The organism is Phytohabitans sp. LZ39 (genome assembly GCF_059359075.1).
Genome location: NZ_JCADBM010000018.1, coordinates 155,644 through 174,890, shown reverse-complemented (window position 1 = coordinate 174,890; position 19,247 = coordinate 155,644). Strand labels below are relative to the sequence as shown.

The window sequence follows — 19,247 nt, the reverse complement described above, 5'->3', positions numbered from 1 at the left end:
GCGATTAGCGTTGATCTTCGGTGCTCATTTCGCGCGAGAAGGGGCACCTTGATACTTGCGGGGGCAATGTATCCTGCCCAAGGCTGCCGTACCGTACCCCCGTCGGGCGAGGTCTCATGAATACAGGCAACTGGTCGATCCGCGCGAAGATTATCGCCCTGGTCACCGTGCCCCTCGCCGCCCTTTTGGCGCTCTGGATATTCACCACGACGCTCACGGTCGGCCCCGCATTGGCCCTGCTCGGGGCGCAAAAGCTCCTCGACGAGGTGGGCAGGCCGGGCGAAAGCATGGTGGCCGAGCTACAGCGCGAGCGGCGGCTCTCACTCGTCTACCTCGCCGGCAAGGGCGAGCTGCCGGCGCTCGGCGAGCAGCGCAATCGCACCGACGCCGCGGTGGCCGAGTTTCGCCGCCGGGCCGGCAGCCCCGACCTGCACGACACCGCCGAGGGCCGGCTCCGCAGCCACCTCGACCAGCTCTTCACTTCGCTCGACCTGCTGCCCACCGGCCGCGGCTTCATCGACCGGCGGGAAATGGACCAGGCCGGCGCGCTCGGGCTGTACAGCGGTGTGATCGACGGCGGGTTCCGGGTCTTCGAGATCATCGCGGACGTCGACGACGACGACCTCAACCGCGAGGCCCGCGCGATCACCGCGTTGGGCCGGGCCCGCGAGGTGCTCGGGCAGTCCGACGCGCTGCTGGCGGGTGCGTTCGCGGCCGGCAGGTTCTCCGGCGGCGAGCATGCCCAGCTGGTGCAGATCATCGGCGCCCACCGCTTTCTGTTCGCCCAGGCCCTGCCCGCGCTGCCGGACGCCGAGCGGGTCGCCTACCAGCGGATGACCGAGGGCGAGGCGTTCACCCGGCTCCGCGGGCTCGAAGACCGCGTGATCGCACAGGGGCGCGACGGTCAGGCCCTGCCGATCACCGCCGCGTCCTGGCAGAGCGCGTACGAGCCGGCCGTGCGCCAGCTGCGCGAGTTCGAGCTCTCCAGCGCCGACGCGCTCGCCGAGCGGGCCACGCCGGTCGCCGTCGGTGTGCTGCTCCGCCTGGCGCTCGCCGGCCTCCTCGGCCTCGCCGCGATCGCCCTGTCGCTGCTGATCTCCCTGCGCGTGGGCCGGTCGCTGATCCGGCGCCTCAGCAGCCTGCGGGAGAGCGCGATCGACCTGGCCGACCGGCGGCTGCCCGGGGTTGTCGCCCGGCTGCGGCGCGGCGAGGAGGTCGACGTCGCCGAGGAGGCGCCCCCGCTGGAGTACGGCAGCGACGAGATCGGCCAGCTCGGCCGGGCGTTCACCGAGGCGCAGCGCACCGCCGTGCAGGCCGCGGTCGACGAGTCGACGCTGCGGCAGGGCTTCAACGAGGTGTTCCTCAACATCGCCCGGCGCAGCCAGGCGCTCCTGCATCGCCAGCTGGCGCTGCTCGACTCGATGGAGCGCCGGAGCACCGACCCGGACGAGCTGGAAAACCTCTTCCGCGTCGACCATCTCGCCACCCGCATGCGGCGGCACGCCGAAGACCTCGTCATCCTCGCCGGCTCCGCGCCGGGCCGCGGCTGGCGAAACCCGGTCGGCGTGATGGACGTGATCCGCGGTGCGGTGTCCGAAGTGGAGGATTACTCCCGGGTCGCGATCACCAAGGCCGAGCCCGCCGACATCGCCGGCCGCGCGGTCGGCGACCTGATCCACCTGCTCGCCGAGCTGATCGAAAACGCGACGTCGTACTCGCCGCCGGAGACGAAGGTGCAGGTCACCGGCGCTTCGGTGCCCAATGGGTACGCGGTCGAGATCGAAGACCGCGGGCTCGGCATGACGCCAGAGGCGATCGGCGAGGCCAATCGCAAGCTGAGCCGGCCGCCCGACTTCGATCCGGCCAACAGCGCTCGGCTGGGCCTGTTCGTGGTGGCCCAGCTCGGCGCGCGCCACGGTGTGAAGATCCAGCTGCGCAGCTCGCCGTACGGTGGGGTCACCGCCGTCGTGCTCGTTCCGCCCGACCTCGTCACCCCGCGCGACGAGCCGGCCGCGCTGCCGGCCGGCCCGGCCGGTGCCGAGACCCGCCGGGTGCGCCGGGCCCGAGCGCTCGCCAGCATCGACTCGGGGCCGCGCCGCTCGCTGGAGGCGGTGGCCCGCCCGGTGCTGGTGCCCGCTCCCGTCATCGAGCCGGAGGAGCCCACCGACGCGTCGCTCACGGCGGGGCCGGATGGGCTGCCCAAGCGCGTGCGCCAGGCGAGCCTGGCGCCGCAGCTGCGCGGCGAGCCGGCCGGCCCGCTCACGCTCGACCGGGCCGACGCGGAGCCGCCGCCGCGCACCGCCGAGCAGGCCCGCGCCACCATGGCCGCCCTCCAGGCCGGCACCGCCCGCGGCCGCCGCGACGCCGACGCGATACCGCCGAGCCGGCCGCCCGGTGCCGTGCCGCTGGCGCGGAGGGGTGGCGCAGACGCTCCGGCCGGGCCCGTGCCGCTCGCCCGGGGCACCGCGTCGCCACCGCCGGGCGCGGTCGTCCCCCCGCCCGCGGCGGCCACCGGCGAGGCGCCCGAGGTGGTCGACGGCCTGCCCCGCCGCAAGCGGGCCACCGACGCCCCACCCTCCCGGCGGGCCGGTGCGGAGGGACCTCCCGCCCGCAGGTCCACGGGCGGCGGGCTGCCGCGCCGCAAGACCGGCGACGGACTGCCCACCCGCAAGCCCGGAGTCGCCGGCGCGGAGGCGTTCCCGGTCGGCGACAAGCCACCCGCGGACGCCAACGGGCACGGCAAGCTGGCCGCGGACGACGTCGGGCCGGCAGGCGACAATGGTGAGCCGCCCGCCGAGCCGGAAGGAGACAAGTAGTGGTGTCGACGACCAGCCCGGCCGCCAGACTCAACTGGCTGCTCGACGATCTCATCGAGCGGGTGCCGTCCGCGCACCACGCCGTGGTGCTCTCCGCCGACGGGCTGCTGATGGGCTCGTCGCACGGCCTGACCCGAGAAGACGCCGAGCACCTCTCCGCCATGGCCGCCGGCTTCCAGAGCCTGGCCAAGGGTGCGAGCCGCCACTTCGAGACCGGGCCGGTGCGGCAGACCGTGGTCGAGATGGAGGGGGCGTACCTCTTCGTCACGGCCGCCGGGCGCGGTGCGTGCCTGGCGCTGCTGGCCGGCATCGACTCGGACATTGGCTTGATCGCATATGAGATGGCGATGCTGGTCGCGCGGGTGGGGCAAAACATGAGCACACCCATGCGCCACCCGACGGTGCCCTCCGATGCGGGGTGAGGCCTCCGGGGCTGAGCCGGCTGACGCGCGGGCCGCGCGCGTTGGCCCCGGGGACGGCCGCCTCCGTCCGTCCTCGCCGCTGCGCTCCTCGGATCGGACGTCGCCGGCCCCCGAGGCCCAGCACGACTGGCTCGACGAAGATGCCGGGCCGGTAGTCCGTCCGTACACGGTGACCGGTGGCCGGGTGCGGCCGGTGACCGGTGGGTTCGACCTGATGGCGTTCGTCCTCGCGGCACCGGGTGCCGCGGGTTCGCCGGACGCCGCCTACCTGCAACCCGAACACCGCGCGATCCTCGCGATGGCCGAGGATCCCGTGTCGGTGGCCGAGCTGGCCGCCGGGCTCAACCTGGTCCTCGGGGTCGTCCGGGTGCTGCTCGGCGACCTCCTCGCGGCCGGTCTCATCGCGATGCACGAGCCGTCCACGGCGGCCCACTTCCCCGAAGACGACGTCCTCCAGGCGGTGGTGAATGGACTACGGGCACTCTGACCTCGACGCCGATCGGCGGATCCCGCTCGCGCTGAAGATACTCATCGCGGGCGGGTTCGGCGCTGGCAAGTCCACTTTGGTGGGTGCGGTGAGCGAGATCCGACCTTTGCACACCGAGGAGGTAATCACCCACGCCAGCATCGGCACCGACAACCTGGCGGGCGTCGAGGGCAAGCGCACCACCACGGTCGCGATGGACTTCGGTCGCATCACCATCAACGAGGATCTCCAGGTGTACCTCTTCGGCACACCCGGGCAGGACCGCTTCTGGTTTCTCTGGGACGAGCTGGCGTACGGCGCGCTCGGCGCCGTGGTGCTCGCCGACACCCGCCGGCTGGCCGACAGCTTTCCCTCCGTCGACTACTTCGAGCGGCACGGCATCCCGTTCGTCGTGGGCGTCAACTGCTTCGACGGCGCCCGCCGCTACACCGCGGACGCGGTGCGGCAGGCGCTCGACCTCGACCGTGACGTGCCGGTGGTGCTCTGCGACGTGCGCGAGCGGCAGTCCGGCAAGCTGGTGCTGATCGCGCTCGTCGAGCACGTGGCCGGCTACCACGGCCACCCCGTGCCGGCCTGACTCCGTCGCGAGAGGCTGCGACGGCGGTAGGCCAGCTCTCCCACGCAGGTCGCACCGAGGACCAGCGCGGTGACCGCGACCGGCGCGTGGGCCGGCGTCTCCGCGTGCGCGGACGCGAGCAGCAGCCCGGTGAGGCCGAGGCTCCCACTGTGTACGCGCGGCGTCAGCGGGCTCTCGACCCGCCGCATGATGCCGCCCGCCACCAGCGCGAAGCCCAGGCACAGCAGGTACGCGCCACAGTGGACGAGCAGGGGCAGGCTGGCGCCGTACGCCACCAGCACCGTGCGGCTCACGCCGGAGGACGCGACGAAGAAGATGACCGCGTGCCAGGAGGGGCGGCGGGTGCCCCTGAGCCGGTAGCCGAGCTCGCCCGCGCACACTGCCGCGAGGAGCAGCGCCGCCGCCGGCACCGGCGCCCAGGGGTGGATGTCGCCGTGCAGCGTGGCGTAGAGCAGGCCGGTCATGCCGAGGCACGCGCTCCACACCCGTGAGGTGAGCGCGCTGCGGGCCCGCTCCACGAGCCGGGCGACGAGGACGGCCAGCGCGGCGCAGAGCGCGTACACGCCGACGTGTGCGTGCGGCTCGGGGTCGCCTTGGCAACGGGCGAGCAGCGTCCGAGCCACGTTGGCGGCCCCGACGTAGAAGATGAGCGAGTGCCAGCTCGGCCGGGCGAACACATCCGCTTTGTACCTGTTGCGGCGATTATCGCGGCCGGTTTTCGGCGGTGCCTGGCGGCGCGGGTTCGGCCAAGATCGGAAGAACTATTTGTTGCGCTCGGCAAGCTCCGCTTGTCGGGAGCCACGCCGCTGTACCGCAAATCACCTAAGCAGGCCGTGTGTGGGCCGTAACTTTCCGCTGTGGGAAAGGTGAGGGACCGCGCGCCGGACGAGTGGGACTGCGTCGTCTTCATGGCGGTGGTGGAGGCCGGCACCCGGCAGCGTGCCGTGCGGCTGCTCGCCGACCGGTACGACGAGCACATCACCGTCGAGGGCGTGCGCACCATCCTCCTGAAGATCAACAGGTGGCTGGGGCGCCCCGCGCTGCGCGAGGGCGTGGGACCGCGCGGCAAGGCGGAGCTGACCGTCCGCGGCCAGCGCTTCCAGCGATTCTGCGAACGCGTTCGCAGCCTGTACCAGGAGGAGCGGGGCCGTCTCGCCGAGTCGGACGTGACCCGGCTGGTCTGCCTCCCGCACCACGCCACGATCGTCAAGACCCTCTACGTCGAGACGCTCGCCCAGCACCCGGCAGGTGAGGAGAAGGTCGGCATCGAGGAGCTCAAGCAGAGCGACCGCGGCAACGAGTCCTTCTTCGACCAGGCCTTCTGGCCGCTCACCACAGGCACGTACCACCTCGCGATCGGCCAGCCGCCACCCGCCGAGTTTCGCGAGGAGCTCCAGTCCGACCTGCTGTACGAGTCGCAGCTGGAGGTGCTGGTGCCGGCCGAGTACCCGGGCGACGCGATGCCGCTGGCCGAGTTCGTGCGCAGCGTCTCGCACGTGCCGCCCAAGGACTCGCGCGCACGCATCCTGCTGGAGGAGCGGATCGCCGCCAACCGGATCGAGGACCCGGGCGAGGAGCGGCGGGTGGCCAGCGCCACGTACGAGATCGGCAGTGTCATCGAGCGGGTCGCCCTGCTGCACGAGTGCGGCCTGGCCAGCCCGCTCGTCCTGGCGCCGTCGGACATCGCGCTCATCTACAAGCCCGGCATGCGCTTCGGCGGTGCGGGCGTGGAGCACTCCAAGTGGGTGCCGCTGCACCACGAGACCGAGCGGCTGACGCTGGAGGTGCACGTGACGACGGCCAACCCCCGCCCCAACCACCTGCGCCCGATCGTCGCGCTGCTCAAGAAGATCTGCGCCGACCAGCCCCGCCTGCGTGGCGAGGTAACGTCAATCCACCACCAGGACGACGTCGAGCCGCCGCGGCCCGTGCACGCCCTCGACCCGGTTTAGCTCGATGTCGCTCGTCGCCGAGGGCCCGGAGACCAGCGTGAGCGGCCGCGTGGGGTCTGCCAGCCGGGCCAGCGCCTCCGGCACCCCGCCCACGATCTGTCCGCTGTGGACGACGCAGACGTGGTGGTCGGGCACCAGCGTGAGCGCGCGCCGCCCCTGGTCCGGCCCCGCGTCCAGCACCAGCGTCCCGGTGCGCGCGATCGCGACGGCACATCCGGTCAGCACTGCCACCCCGGGCGCGTCGAGGTCGGCCACCGCGAGCGGTTCTCGCAAGACATCGCCCTGGTATCCGGCGAGCCAGGCGTCCGGCACACCGGCCGGCGTGACCACGGCCGAGGCGCCGCTCAGCAGCTCGCCGACCGCGCCGCCCAGCCCGTCCGCGCCGCACCGCCGCACGGTCGCCTTGTAGTCGAGCAGCCGGTCCACGAGCAGATCCACGAGGTCGGTGTCGCCGTCGACGGCCCGGTACTCCCGCGGCACGGTGACGGCCGTGCTCGGCCGCGCCGCCCGCACCCGCCGCAACACCTCGTCACGCGCACTCATGGGCCCACCGCCGGATATTCATGAGAACATTTCCCGGTCCGCGTCACCTGCGGACCGCTGCTCCCGCCGGAGACCGCGCAGGTCGGCGGCTCGCGGAGCGAGCCGAAATCCCCGACCTCCGCTGCCATGTCCGCGGGGCAAGCCCGAACGGCGTCGCGAAGCGACGCCTCAACCAACAGCGGACGGGTGAGGCCGCGGGAAATGCACCCCAAGAAAACGCTCCGCTGCGCTCCACGTTTCCCCGGGGACCCCGCGCAACGGTCTGGACCACGACGGACATCGCGGTAGCTCAATGCTTCTGTTCTTCTTCGAGTCTTGAGGGCTGTCGTGGGATTAGGCGCCGCGTTCATTGGCCCACCACTCGCGGAAGGTCTGCTTCGCAGGCAGGGGAGCGTCCCGTGTGGACGTCCACTTCGACAGGGGCCACGGAAGGTGGCGCACCGTGCCGCGGCGGCCGGCCACCCAGCGCACCGGGGCGGCGCCGCGGCGGGCGGCGCGGAGGGCCGCGGTGTAGCGGCGGCGGTCGCGCATCACCCACGACAGCGCGCGCATCGCGGCCCGCTCGGCCGGCGGGTGCGGGCCGGTCTGTCGCAGGTGGACCAGCACCTCCGGGATGTTGATCCGCACCGGGCAGGCGTCGTAGCAGGCGCCACAGAGCGTGGACGCGTACGGCAGGGTGTGGTTGGCGCCCTCGCCGCTCATCTGCGGGGAGAGGATCGCGCCGATCGGTCCAGGGTAGACGGAGCCGTAGGCGTGGCCGCCGACCCGCTCGTACACCGGGCAGACGTTGAGGCAGGCGGAGCAGCGGATGCAGCGCAGCGCCTGCCGACCCACGTCATCGGCGAGGGTGTCCGTGCGTCCGTTGTCGACGAGGACGATGTGGACGGTCTGCGGCCCGTCGCCGGGCGTGACGCCGGTCCACAGTGACGTGTACGGGTTCATCCGCTCGCCCGTCGAGGAGCGCGGCAGCAGCTGGAGGAAGACCTCCAGGTCGCGGAACGTCGGCACGATCTTCTCGATGCCCACGACCGAGATGAGCGTCTCCGGGAGCGTGAGGCACATCCGGCCGTTGCCCTCGGACTCGACCACCACGAGCGTGCCGGACTCGGCGACCGCGAAGTTGGCGCCCGAGATGCCCACCCGCGCGGAGAGGAACTTGGCGCGCAGGTGCCGCCGTGCCGCCTCGGCCAGCGCGGGCGGGTCGTCGGTCAACGCCGAGAGGCCGTTGCGCTTGAAGATGTCGCGGATCTGCGAGCGGTTGTAGTGGATCGCCGGCACCAGGATGTGCGAGGGGGTGTCGCCGGCGAGCTGGACGATCAGCTCGGCCAGGTCGGTCTCCACCGCCGCGATGCCGGCCGCCTCCAGCGCTTCGTTGAGGCCGATCTCCTGGGTGACCATCGACTTCACCTTGACGACCTCGGCGGCGCCGGTGTCGCGCACCAGCCCGGTGACCACCGCGCAGGCCTCGGCCGCGTCGCGGGCCCAGTGGACCGTCGCGCCGGCCGCCGTGGCCGCCGCCTCGAACTGTTCGAGCAGCTCGGGCAGGCGGCTCAGCACGTCGTCCTTGACGGCCGCGCCGGAGCGGCGCAGCGCCTCCCAATCGGGCACCTCGCCGACCACGCGCAGCCGCTTGTCGCGGATCGTGTGGGTGGCCTTGCGGAGGTTGGCGCGCAGCTGCGCGTCGGCCAGCTCCTTGCGCGCCGCCGCCGGAAACGGTCGCTTCGCGACGATGCCACTCATGAGGTCGCCGCCAGGATCTCGGCGTAGTGGATCGGCTTGGCCGGGCCACCGCCGCGGGACAGGCCGCCGCCGATGTGCGCGAGGCACGAGTTGTCGACCGCCGCCACGTACGCGGCGCCGGTGTCCACGATGGAGCGGCACTTGTCGGCGAGCATGGCGCCCGATACGCCGGCGTTCTTCATCGCGAACGTGCCGCCGAAGCCGCAGCACTCCTCCGCGCCGGGCAGGTCGACGAGATCCAGGTCGCGGACCGCCTCCAGCAGCCGCCGCGGCCGGTCGCCGAGGCGGAGCATGCGCAGGCCGTGGCAGGTGGGGTGGTACGTCACCTTGTGCGGGAACACCGCGCCCACGTCGGTCACGCCGAGCACGTCGACCAGCAGCTCGGACAGCTCGTACGTACGGGCGGCCACCCCGGCGGCACCGGGCACCAGCTTGGGGTACCAGTCGCGGACCATCGCCACGCACGAGCCGGACGGGCAGACCACCGCGTCGTACCCGTCGAAGGTCTTGGCGTAGTTGGCCACCAGCGGCAGCGCCTCTTCGCGGTAGCCGCTGTTGGCGTGCATCTGGCCGCAGCAGCCCTGCTCGGCGGGAAACTCCACGGTGTGGCCGAGCCGCTCCAGGATCTGGACCACCGCGCGGCCGGTGCCGGGGAAGACGAGGTCGTTGACGCAGGTGACGAAGAGCGCGACTTTCACGCGGGCCTCCCGAAGTAGGGGAGATGCCGCTCCCGGGCGGCGGTGATGTGCGCGCGCATGGCCGCTCCCGCGCGCTCCGGGTCGCGCGCGGCGATCGCGTCGACCACGCGGTGGTGCTCCTCCGCGCTGATCCCGTAGTGGGCCGGCGGGAAGTGGAGCCGGAAGAGGTGCAGGTGCGAGCGGAGCCGCACCACGGCCTCGTGCAGCATGCGGTTGGCGGAGAGCTCGGCGACGAGGTTGTGGAAGCGGGCGTCCTGCGCGGTGAAAGCGGCGATTCCCGGCTGCGGGTCGGGGAGGTCGGCCTCGGCGCGGAGCCGGTCCACATCGGACGCCGCGGTCACACCGGCGGCACGGCTCGCCGCCGGCGGCTCCAGGATGAGCCGCATCTCCACCAGCTCCTCGAACTCGTCGCGGGTGAGCAGCGGCGCGGCCGTGTATCCGGCCAGCGGGCGCTTGCGGACCAGCCCGTCGGCCTCCAGCCGGGCGAGCGCCTCGCGCACCGGCGTGGGTGAGACCTCCAGCTGGCGGGCGAGGGCGTCGATGTTGATCCGGGCGCCGGGCGCGACGGCGTGGTCCATGATCAGCGCCTGCACCGACGCGTACACGTCCTCGGTGAGGGTCAGTCGCCGGGCCGGCCTCATCGTCACCACGATCGTAGATCCTATACGATCTGCAGACGCTAGATCAACCGGTGGTCGTCTGGTTGGATCAGAGCGTGACCGGACTCCTCTACATCGGGTGCTACACGGCGGAGATGGGCGGGGAAGGCACGGGCATCACCGCCGTGCGGCGTGACCCGGCGACCGGCCGGCTCGACTCGCTGGGCGTGGTGGCGCGCACCCAGTCGCCCTCGTTCCTCGCCTGGCACCCGACTCTCCCGGTGCTCTACTCGACGAGCGAGGTCGAGGAGGGCGAGGTGCACGCCTGGGCCGTGGATGGCGAGACCGACCTGCGCTCCCTCGGCACCGGCGCCACCGGCGGCGCCCACCCCTGCCACCTCGTCGTGGCGCCCGGCGGGCGATACCTCGTGAGCACTAACTACACGAGCGGGAGCGTGGCCGTACACCGGCTGGGTGACGACGGCGCGCTGGGTGAGCGCACCGACCTGCTGGTGCACGACGGCAAGGGCCCCAACCCCGAGCGGCAGGAGCGGGCGCACGCCCACATGGCCTCACCCAATCCGGGCGGCGGCGCGATCCTCGTGATCGACCTGGGCACCGACGCCGTCTACCGGTACGAGTTGGAGGCCGCCACCGGCCGTCTCGTGCCGATCGGGCCGCGGATCCACGTGCACGCCGGCATGGGGCCGCGACACATCGCCCGCCACCCGGACGGCAAGCGCGCCTACCTGGTGGGCGAGCTCGACGCGACCGTGACCGCCTACGACATCGACGGCGCCGCCGGTGTGCTGCACGAGCGCGGCCGGATGGCCACCACCCGGCTCACCGGGGCGCAGCCCTCTGAGATCGCGGTGCGCCCCGACGGCCGCTTCCTCTACGTCGCCAACCGCGGGATCGACACGGTCTCGGTGTTCTCGCTCGCCGACGACGCCCTCGCATACCTGGCCGAGGTGCCGACCGGTGGCCACTGGCCGCGGCACTTCGCGGTGGTGGGCGAGCACCTGTACGTGGCCAACGAGCGCTCGCACGCGGTGGTCGGTTTCCACCTGGATCGGGACTCCGGCGTCCCGCAGGAGCCGGGCAGGGTACTCGATCTGCCGAGCCCTACCTGCGTTTTGCCCGCTAAGTCCTTATAGGCCGATATCGCGAATGAAGCGCCTCTCTTGAACGATTGTGGATTGCCCCGGTATATGGGGGATTCCCAAAACGCACCGGCGCTATACAGCTACGCCACGTGACCGAATATCAACCAGAAGGTCCCTGATCCGTAACTTTCGGCCGAACGTACCTGGCGATGTGCAGGAAGCGTCAGCAGGATGGGGACCGTGCCAGGCCGCCATCGCATGCGTAGCAACTACCGCGGAGCAGGCGCCATCGCTGTGGCGGTGGCGCTTGTCCTCGTCGTGGGTGGCTCGTGGTTCGGATATCGAGAGCTCGTCGGCTCCCGGTGCACCGGCGAGGTGAAGCTTGCCGTCGCCGCCTCACCCGAGATCGCACCCGCTGTGCGTTCCACGGTGGACGCTTGGCGCGCGGACGGCGGCTCGGTCGACGGCACCTGCGTGGCGGTCGACGTCAGCGAGGTCAACTCGGTCGACGTGGCGGCGGTGATCGCGGCGCAGCACAGCGTCGGCCTCGCCGGAGTCGGCAGCGCCAACGGCACGCTGGAGCTGCCCGACGTGTGGCTGCCCGACTCCTCGACCTGGCTGGTGCGGCTCAAGACCCTGGCGCCCGGCTTCACCCCCTCAGACGGTGGGTCGGTCGCGCGCAGCCCGGTGGTGGCCGCGATGCCGGAGCCGCTCGCCGAGAGCCTCGGCTGGCCGGAAAAGAAGGTGGGCTGGGCCGACCTGCTCAAGCAGATGACCACCGGCACCGGCCTGCGCACCGGGATCGTCGAGCCGACCCGCGACGCGGCCGGCCTCTCCGGGCTGCTCTCGCTCAGCGCGGCGGCCGGCGCGGGCAGCAACAGGCAGGCGCAGACCGCCGCCCTGCGGTCGCTGGCCATCGGGCGCTCGGCGCTCCGTGACGACCTGGTGGCCAAGTTTCCACAGGCCTCCGACGCCGCCTCGCTCGCCTCCGGGCTCAGCGTGGCGCCACTGTCCGAAAAGGACGTCATCGCGTACAACGCGAAGAAGCCGCCGGTGCCGCTCGCCGCGCTCTACGTCGAGCCGACGCCGACCCCGCTCGACTACCCGTTCGCGATCATGCCGGGAGTCGACCCGGCCAAGGCGGCCGCGGCCGAGGCGGTCCACGACGCGCTCGACAGCGGCACCTTCCGCGACCGGCTCGGCGCGCAGGGCCTCCGCTCGCCCGACGGCACGTGGGGGACCGGCTTCGCGCCGCCCACCGGCGCGCCCAGCCCGGCCGGCGGGCCGCCGTCCCCGACGCCCAACGCCGGCGGCAAGGCGGCCGGCGACCTCGACCCGCTCGCGCTCGACCGCTCGCTGGCCACCTGGACGGCCGTCACCGCGCCGGGCCGCATGCTCGCCGTCATGGACGTTTCCGGCTCGATGCTGGAGACGGTGCCCGAGGCCCGCAACGCCACCCGGATGGCGGTGACGCTCGCGGCGGCCCAGGCCGGGCTCGGCCTCTTCGACGACTCGTGGGCGCTCGGCCTGTGGACGTTCTCCACTCAGCTCGACGGCGGCAAAGACTGGCTCGAGCTCGTGCCGATCGGTCCACTGAGCAGCAACCGATCGCAGGCGCTCGCCGCCCTGAAGTCCATCGAGCCGAAGTCCGACGGCGACACCGGGCTCTACGACACGATGCTCGCGGCGTACAAGGAAGTCCAGGACGGCTGGGCGGCCGACCGGGTCAACTCGATCGTCATGTTCACGGACGGTAAGAACGACGACGCCAACGGCATCAGCGAGCAGGCCCTGCTGGCCCAGCTGAAGGATCTCGCCGACCCGAAGAAGCCCGTCCAGGTGATCATCTTGGGCATCGGCGACGGCGTCGACGAGGGTCAGCTCAAGCGGATTACCAATGTCACAGGCGGCGGAGTCTTCGTCACCAAGGACCCGACGAAAATCGGCGACATCTTCCTCAAAGCCCTCGCGCTGCGCCCCGCAGCCCCCCGCTGACCTGCGGATATACCGGTTGTAGGCAATTGACTACCTTGCGTACATGTACGTTCGGGTGGTTGATCGCAATGAACTGACAGTTTTTTGTCCGAAGCACTTGCGGGGTGCCGCAGTGGGTTCAAGATGTCCTGGTGCTCAGGCGCCGCCGGCCCCAAAATGGGTCCGGCGCTTGCCGTGAGGGCACGGTCGACTTAAACAAGCTGGGGGAGGGCTGGTGACGTCGGCGACTCTCCTGACGCGTCCGGTGGGGGCTCCGGGGGCATTAGAAACGACAGGTGCGCTGCTTCGCACGAGGCTGCGCACGTACGAGCGGGCATTGGTGGTGCTGGATCTCGGCATCATCTCGCTCGCCGTCCTCGCGGGCTACTTCGGCCGGTTCAACTGGGTGGTGGAGCCGTTCGGCGGGGGTGCGCCGGTCGGCTCGCAGATCCCCTACCCGGTGGTCGGACCAGCCCTCGTGCTGGTCTGGCTCGCCTCACTCAAGCTGCTTCGCTGCTACGACGACCGCGTGCTCGGCTACGGCGCCGACGAGTACCGCCGGGTCACCTCAGCGAGCCTCCGCCTGGCCGGCGGCATCGCGATCGTCGGCTACGTGGCCAACGTCGGCGTCGCCCGGGGCTTCCTGGCCCTGACGTTCGCGACCGGCACGATCGGCCTCGTCGCCGGGCGCTACGTGGCCCGCAAGTGGCTGCACCGGGCGCGCGTCCGGGGCACCGGCTGGTCCCGCCGCGTGCTGGTGGTCGGCGACGCCCCGCACGTGCTGGAGCTCGTGCACACGCTCCGCCGCGAGCCGTACGCCGGCTACCGCGTGGTCGGCGCCTGCATCCCGGACGCGCTGCTCGCACCGGTGCCGCAGCGGCTCGGCGACGTGCCGGTGGTGGGCTCGTTCCGCAGCATCCTCGAGGCCGCCCGCGCGGCCGGCGTCGACACGGTCGCGGTGACCGCTTCCGGCGAGCTGACCGCCGCCCGCCTGCGCCGGCTCGGCTGGCAGATGGAAGGCACCGGCATCGACCTGGTGCTCGCGCCCGCCCTCACCGACGTCGCCGGCCCACGGATCCACACCCGCCCGGTCGCCGGCCTGCCGCTGATCCACGTGGAGGCGCCCGAGTTCCGCGGCACCCGCAAGATCGTCAAGGGCTTCGTCGACCGGTTCACCGCGCTGTTCGGCCTGACGATCGCGCTGCCGCTGATGCTCCTGATCGCCCTGGCCATCAAGCTCGACAGCAAGGGCCCGGTCATCTTCCGGCAGATCCGCGTCGGCCAGGGCGGCCGCGAGTTCGGCGTGTACAAGTTCCGCACCATGGTGGTCAACGCCGACGAGATGCTGGCCAAGCTGGCCGCCAACAACGAGCACGATGGCCTGCTCTTCAAGATGCGCAAGGACCCTCGGGTCACCCGCGTCGGCCGCATCCTCCGCAAGTACTCATTGGACGAGCTGCCCCAGCTGCTCAACGTGCTGGTCGGCCACATGAGCCTGGTCGGCCCACGCCCGCCGCTGCCCTCCGAGGTCGCCCGCTACGACGGCGACATCGCCCGCCGCCTGCTGGTCAAGCCCGGCATCACCGGCCTGTGGCAGGTCAGCGGCCGCTCGGACCTGTCCTGGGAGGACGGTCTGCGCCTAGACCTCTACTACGTCGAAAACTGGTCCCTCGCCACCGACGTCGTCATCATGTGGAAGACCATCGGCGCCGTCATGGCCAGCCGAGGCGCCTACTAGACAACCGTCTTTGGCGGCTCACCCTCTGCGCGACACACCCAGGCCGCTAAAGACGCGCGGCTGACCACCGCGCCGCGATGATCGGTAGCCCACTACCCGCACTGTCTCCGGCGTGTCGTACGGCTGTAGGGCTAACGATCACGGTGCCGCCCAGATGCTGAGCCCCCGTCCGCGTCAGCTGGAGGCCGTATGCTCCCGCGGGGACCGTTCCCGGCCGGCGGCTCGCGGGGCGAGCCGAGATCTCCGGCCGTCCACTGGCAGGTCCGCGGGACAAGCCCCGAAGGGGGTCTTCGCGGGGCCTTCCTTCGCCATCCTGACGCAGCGTTACCAGCTCATGGGTCGGGACTTCGAGATCTAGGAGGCTTAGGGTTGAAATAGCGCCCTAACTCTCCGAGATCTGGAATCTCGCGCGGCTCACACCGCCGCGGCGGTTACCCGCGGCGACGAAACCCCTGTTGCTTTCCCAGAGCGCCGACCCGGGAGCAGGCATTGTGGACAAACAGCGACCGCCGCGCGGCCCAACGGGGTGAGCGGGACCGGCGGCGGACGGGTGAGGCCGCGGGAGCGGCGGTCTGGACCACGACGGACGTCGCGGTAGCTCAAATCTTTGTCCTAAAAGGAACGTATCGGCCGGCCACCTCGACTCCGAAAAGGCTCTAGACGCGGGTGAGCCAGCGGGCCGGGTGGTCGTGGATGGTGCGGACCACCGAGCCGGCGGCGCCGACCACGGCGGCGTCGGCGCCGAGGACCGACGGGCGTATGTCCACAGGGGACCAGCCGGCCGTCAGCACCCGCTGGCGGATCTCGGCCTCGACCGCGGGGCACAGCCAAGGGGCGAGTGGCGCGTAGATGCCGCCGAGCACGACCGCCTCGACGTCGAGGAGGTTGACCACGCCGGCTACCGCTACCCCGAGTGCGGCGCCGGCCGCGGAGAGGGCGTCCAGCACCGCCGGGTTGCCCGCCTTGGCCTGTGGGAGCAAATCGTCGGTGCCGGCGGCGCGGAGGATGGCTTCCTGGCCGGCGTACTGCTCCAGGCAGCCGCGTGCGCCGCACCGGCAGGCGGGGCCGTCCGGGCGCACGGCCATGTGACCGAGCTCGCCGCTCCAGCCGCGGGCGCCGCGGAAGAGGGTGCCGTGCAGCACGATGCCGGCGCCGATGCCGATCTCGCCGGATACGTAGAGGAAGCTGGCCGGGCCGGCCGGGCCGGCGTGCAGCTCGCCCAGCGCGGCGAGGTTGGCCTCGTTGTCCACAGTGACCGGTAGGCCGTCGAGCGCGGCTGAGCGCCCCAGAGGGCCGGCGCCATCCCGCCTCGTCGCTTCGCTTCGCGGACCGGAGCCCGCCAGCCCCTGTGCGAGGCCGGCGGGCACGTCCACGTCGCGCCAGCCGAGGTTGGGAGCGAGGCGGACGAGGCCGGTGGGGGTCACGAGTCCGGGCACGGCGAGGGCCGCCCCGGCGAGGGTCAGGCCCTGCCGCTCGGCGTGTGCGCGGGCCGCGGCGGCGAGCTCGGCGACCTCGGCGAGCACCTCGGCCGGGCGGCCGGGGCGCTGGTCGGCGTGGCGTACCTCCCGGTGGCGGACGGTCCCGGCGAGGTCCACCACGCAGGCCGACAGGTAGTCGACGTTGATCTCCAGGCCGAGACCGGCCGGGCCGCTCGCGGAAAGCACAAGGCCGGCGGCGGGGCGCCCGGCGCCGGCCCTCGGCGCGGGCTCTACCTCGGTCAGCAGGCCACCCGCGATCAGGTCATCTACCAGCGCGGAGACGGTGGCGCGGGTGAGACTTGTGGCGGCGGCGATGTCGGCGCGGGAGGGCGGACGGGCGGCGTTCGCGGCCTGGCGGAGCACCAGCCCCAGGTTGTGCTCGCGCAGCGAGGCCTGCCGTACAGGCGCGTCCGTCATGCCCTTGACAGTGCCACAGTGGGGGCAAATAATTCAACCGTTGAACAAATCGTGGATGCCACACGGAGGTCAATATGTCTGTCCAGCCGACGCGCGCCGACAAGTTCTCCTTCGGCCTCTGGACCGTGGGTTGGCAGGCCCGCGATCCCTTCGGTGACGCCACCCGCGCGCCCCTCGACCCGGTCGAGGCCGTCCACAAGCTGACCGAGCTGGGCGCATACGGCATGACGTTCCACGACGACGACGTCGTGCCGTTCGGCTCCGACAATGCCAGCCGCGACGAGATCCTCGGCCGCTTCCGCAAGGCGCTCGACGAGACCGGCCTGGTCATCCCGATGGTGACCACCAACCTCTTCACCCACCCGGTGTTCAAGGACGGCGGCTTCACCAGCAACGACCGCACGGTCCGCCGCTACGCGCTGCGCAAGGTGCTGCGCAACATCGACCTCGCCGCCGAGCTCGGCGCGCAGACGTTCGTGATGTGGGGTGGCCGCGAGGGCGCGGAGTACGACTCGGCGAAGGACGTCCGGGCCGCGCTCGACCGCTACCGGGAGGCCGTCGACACGCTCGCGCAGTACGTCGTCGACCGCGGCTACGGCCTCCGCTTCGCGCTGGAGCCCAAGCCCAACGAGCCGCGCGGCGACATCCTGCTGCCGACGGTGGGTCACGCGCTCGCCTTCATCGCCCAACTGGAGCACGGCGACATGGTCGGCCTCAACCCCGAGGTGGGGCACGAGCAGATGGCCGGGCTCAACTTCGCGCACGGCATCGCCCAGGCGCTGTGGGCCGGCAAGCTCTTCCACATCGACCTCAACGGGCAGCGCGGCATCAAGTTCGACCAGGACCTGGTCTTCGGCCACGGCGACCTGCTCAACGCGTTCGCGCTGGTCGACCTGCTGGAGCACGGCGGGCCGGCCGGCGGCCAGGCCTACGAGGGCCCCCGCCACTTCGACTACAAGCCCTCCCGCACCGAGGACTACGAGGGCGTTTGGGAGTCGGCCCGGGCCAACATGCGGATGTACCTGCTGCTCAAGGAGCGCGCCAAGGCGTTCCGGGCCGACCCCGAGGTGCAGGAGGCACTGGCCGCCGCGAAGGTGGCGGAGCTGTCCCAGCCCACGCTCGGCGAGGGCGAGACGGTCGCCGACCTGCTGGCCGACCGCACCGCGTGGGAAGACTTCGACCCCGACGCCAAGGGCGAGCAGGGCTACCACTTCGTCCGCCTCAACCAGCTCGCCGCCGAGCACGCGCTCGGGGCTCGCTGAGGGCGGGGCCATGCTCGTCGCGGGAGTGGACTCGTCCACCCAGTCGTGCAAGGTGGTCGTCCGGGACGCGGAGACCGGCGCGCTCGTGCGTGAGGGGCGGGCCAGCCACCCGGACGGCACCGAGGTCGATCCGGCCGCCTGGTGGGCGGCGCTCGGCCAGGCGATCGAGGGCGCGGGCGGTCTGGACGACGTGGCCGCCGCCTCGGTGGCCGGGCAGCAGCACGGCATGGTCTGCCTCGACGAGAGCGGCGAGGTGGTCCGTCCGGCCCTGCTGTGGAACGACACCCGTTCCGCCGGCGCCGCCGCCGAGCTGATCGAGGAGCTGGGCGGCGGGCAGGCGTGGGCCGAGGCGGTGGGCCTGGTGCCGGTGGCCTCGTTCACCATCACCAAGCTGCGCTGGCTGGCCAGCAACGAGCCGGCCAACGCCGACCGCACCGCCGCGGTGTGCCTGCCGCACGACTGGCTGACCTGGAAGCTGGCCGGTGCCGGGAGCCTCGCCGCGCTGCGCACCGACCGCAGCGACGCCAGCGGCACCGGCTACTGGTCAACGCCCACCGGGGAGTACCGGCCCGACCTGCTCCGGCGGGCGTTCGGGCGGGAGCCACTCGTGCCGGAGGTGCTCGGGCCCACCGGCGTCGCGGGCACCCTGCCGGGCGGTGCCCCGCTCGGGCCGGGCGCGGGCGACAACGCCGCGGCCGCGCTGGGTGCCGGCGCCCTGCCCGGCGACGTGCTGGTCTCGATCGGCACGTCGGGTACGGCGTTCAGCGTCGCGGAGACGCCGGCCGCCGACCCGAGCGGCACGGTCGCCGGGTTCGCCGACACCACCGGGCGCTTCCTGCCGCTGGTCGCCACGCTCAACGCGGCCCGGGTGCTGGACGCGGCCGCGAGGCTGCTCGGCGTCGACCACGCGGAGCTCTCCCGGCTGGCGCTGAGCGCGCCGGCCGGGGCGGGCGGGCTGGCCCTCGTGCCGTACCTGGAGGGCGAGCGCACCCCCAACCGTCCGAACTCGACCGGCGCGCTGCACGGGCTGACGCTGGGCACGTCCACCCCGGCACACTTGGCCCGGGCGGCCGTGGAGGGCATGCTCTGCGCGCTCGCCGACGGTCTCGACGCGCTGGTGGCGCAGGGTGCGGTGGTCAACAGGGTGATCCTCGTGGGCGGCGGCGCCCGCTCGGAGGCGGTCCGCCGGATCGCGCCGGAGGTCTTCGGGGCACCGGTGGTCGTCCCGCCGCCGGGTGAGTACGTCGCCGACGGCGCGGCCCGCCAGGCGGCCTGGGTCGCGCTCGGCGGCGACGAGCCACCGGCCTGGTCCGGAGGCGCGGTCGAGGAGTACGAAGGCAAGGCCGTCCCGGCGATCCGGGAGCGCTACGCGGAGGCACGCGAACACGTGATCGACCGAACCGCTTGATCAACGCGCATTACGGTGCACCGGCGGGTT

16 protein-coding genes are annotated in these 19,247 nt (G+C 72.4%); 10 read left to right on the top strand and 6 right to left on the bottom strand.

Translation table 11 applies throughout. The annotated features are described in order from the left end of the window. The first annotated feature begins 116 nt into the window (after window positions 1-116). The 4 genes from AC5L36_RS30730 to AC5L36_RS30715 all read left to right on the top strand — a co-directional run bounded on the left by AC5L36_RS30730 (window position 117) and on the right by AC5L36_RS30715 (window position 4,302). Window positions 117-2,816, top strand: a complete 2,700-nt coding sequence (locus AC5L36_RS30730; RefSeq protein WP_441219883.1) for a sensor histidine kinase — start codon at window positions 117-119, stop codon at window positions 2,814-2,816. Then, the gene (locus AC5L36_RS30725; protein ID WP_441219882.1) at window positions 2,816-3,238 is read left to right on the top strand and encodes a roadblock/LC7 domain-containing protein; all 423 of its coding nucleotides are present in this window, start codon (window positions 2,816-2,818) and stop codon (window positions 3,236-3,238) included. Before AC5L36_RS30730 ends, AC5L36_RS30725 begins: the two co-directional genes overlap by 1 nt. Before the next feature lie 79 nt (window positions 3,239-3,317). Then, window positions 3,318-3,725 carry a DUF742 domain-containing protein gene (locus AC5L36_RS30720; RefSeq protein ID WP_441219986.1) on the top strand — a complete coding sequence of 136 codons (408 nt, stop codon included), beginning with the start codon at window positions 3,318-3,320 and terminating at the stop codon, window positions 3,723-3,725. Further along, window positions 3,706-4,302: a GTP-binding protein gene (locus AC5L36_RS30715; RefSeq protein WP_441219881.1), complete on the top strand. Its 597-nt coding sequence runs from the start codon at window positions 3,706-3,708 to the stop codon at window positions 4,300-4,302. Before AC5L36_RS30720 ends, AC5L36_RS30715 begins: the two co-directional genes overlap by 20 nt. Here the strand turns inward: AC5L36_RS30715 and AC5L36_RS30710 are convergent. Then, window positions 4,275-4,979: a hypothetical protein gene (locus AC5L36_RS30710; RefSeq protein WP_441219880.1), complete on the bottom strand. Its 705-nt coding sequence runs from the start codon at window positions 4,977-4,979 to the stop codon at window positions 4,275-4,277. The genes AC5L36_RS30715 and AC5L36_RS30710 overlap by 28 nt on opposite strands. A gap of 180 nt (window positions 4,980-5,159) precedes the next feature. Here AC5L36_RS30710 and AC5L36_RS30705 point away from each other — a divergent pair, with 180 nt between their 5' ends. Next, the gene (locus AC5L36_RS30705) at window positions 5,160-6,254 is read left to right on the top strand and encodes a hypothetical protein (protein ID WP_441219879.1); all 1,095 of its coding nucleotides are present in this window, start codon (window positions 5,160-5,162) and stop codon (window positions 6,252-6,254) included. Here AC5L36_RS30705 and AC5L36_RS30700 read toward each other — a convergent pair. The 4 genes from AC5L36_RS30700 to AC5L36_RS30685 all read right to left on the bottom strand — a co-directional run bounded on the left by AC5L36_RS30700 (window position 6,192) and on the right by AC5L36_RS30685 (window position 9,876). Then, the gene (locus AC5L36_RS30700) at window positions 6,192-6,797 is read right to left on the bottom strand and encodes a LutC/YkgG family protein (protein ID WP_441219878.1); all 606 of its coding nucleotides are present in this window, start codon (window positions 6,795-6,797) and stop codon (window positions 6,192-6,194) included. The genes AC5L36_RS30705 and AC5L36_RS30700 overlap by 63 nt on opposite strands. A 333-nt stretch (window positions 6,798-7,130) precedes the next feature. Further along, entirely contained in the window at window positions 7,131-8,537 is a 1,407-nt protein-coding gene (locus AC5L36_RS30695) for a LutB/LldF family L-lactate oxidation iron-sulfur protein (protein WP_441219877.1), read from the bottom strand. Further along, entirely contained in the window at window positions 8,534-9,235 is a 702-nt protein-coding gene (locus AC5L36_RS30690; RefSeq protein ID WP_441219876.1) for a (Fe-S)-binding protein, read from the bottom strand. Before AC5L36_RS30690 ends, AC5L36_RS30695 begins: the two co-directional genes overlap by 4 nt. Next, window positions 9,232-9,876: a GntR family transcriptional regulator gene (locus tag AC5L36_RS30685; RefSeq protein ID WP_441219985.1), complete on the bottom strand. Its 645-nt coding sequence runs from the start codon at window positions 9,874-9,876 to the stop codon at window positions 9,232-9,234. The genes AC5L36_RS30690 and AC5L36_RS30685 overlap by 4 nt, the downstream gene beginning before the upstream one ends. 74 nt (window positions 9,877-9,950) lie before the next feature. Here AC5L36_RS30685 and AC5L36_RS30680 point away from each other — a divergent pair, with 74 nt between their 5' ends. The 3 genes from AC5L36_RS30680 (at window position 9,951) to AC5L36_RS30670 (ending at window position 14,652) form a co-directional block, all read left to right on the top strand. Continuing rightward, a complete protein-coding gene (locus AC5L36_RS30680) occupies window positions 9,951-10,991 on the top strand; it encodes a lactonase family protein (protein ID WP_441219875.1) in 1,041 nt (346 codons plus the stop codon). Between the two features lie 207 nt (window positions 10,992-11,198). Continuing rightward, entirely contained in the window at window positions 11,199-12,935 is a 1,737-nt protein-coding gene (locus AC5L36_RS30675; RefSeq protein ID WP_441219984.1) for a VWA domain-containing protein, read from the top strand. Window positions 12,936-13,149: 214 nt separating this feature from the next. Beyond that, entirely contained in the window at window positions 13,150-14,652 is a 1,503-nt protein-coding gene (locus AC5L36_RS30670; RefSeq protein ID WP_441219874.1) for a sugar transferase, read from the top strand. 656 nt (window positions 14,653-15,308) lie between these two features. Here the strand turns inward: AC5L36_RS30670 and AC5L36_RS30665 are convergent. Continuing rightward, window positions 15,309-16,547, bottom strand: coding sequence for an ROK family protein (locus AC5L36_RS30665; protein WP_441219873.1), 1,239 nt, complete (start codon window positions 16,545-16,547; stop codon window positions 15,309-15,311). Between the two features lie 74 nt (window positions 16,548-16,621). Between AC5L36_RS30665 and xylA the strand changes: the two genes are divergently transcribed. Further along, window positions 16,622-17,809, top strand: a complete 1,188-nt coding sequence (gene xylA, locus AC5L36_RS30660; RefSeq protein ID WP_441219872.1) for a xylose isomerase — start codon at window positions 16,622-16,624, stop codon at window positions 17,807-17,809. 10 nt (window positions 17,810-17,819) lie between these two features. Further along, window positions 17,820-19,217 carry a xylulokinase gene (gene xylB / locus AC5L36_RS30655; protein WP_441219871.1) on the top strand — a complete coding sequence of 466 codons (1,398 nt, stop codon included), beginning with the start codon at window positions 17,820-17,822 and terminating at the stop codon, window positions 19,215-19,217. Window positions 19,218-19,247 lie beyond the last annotated feature (30 nt).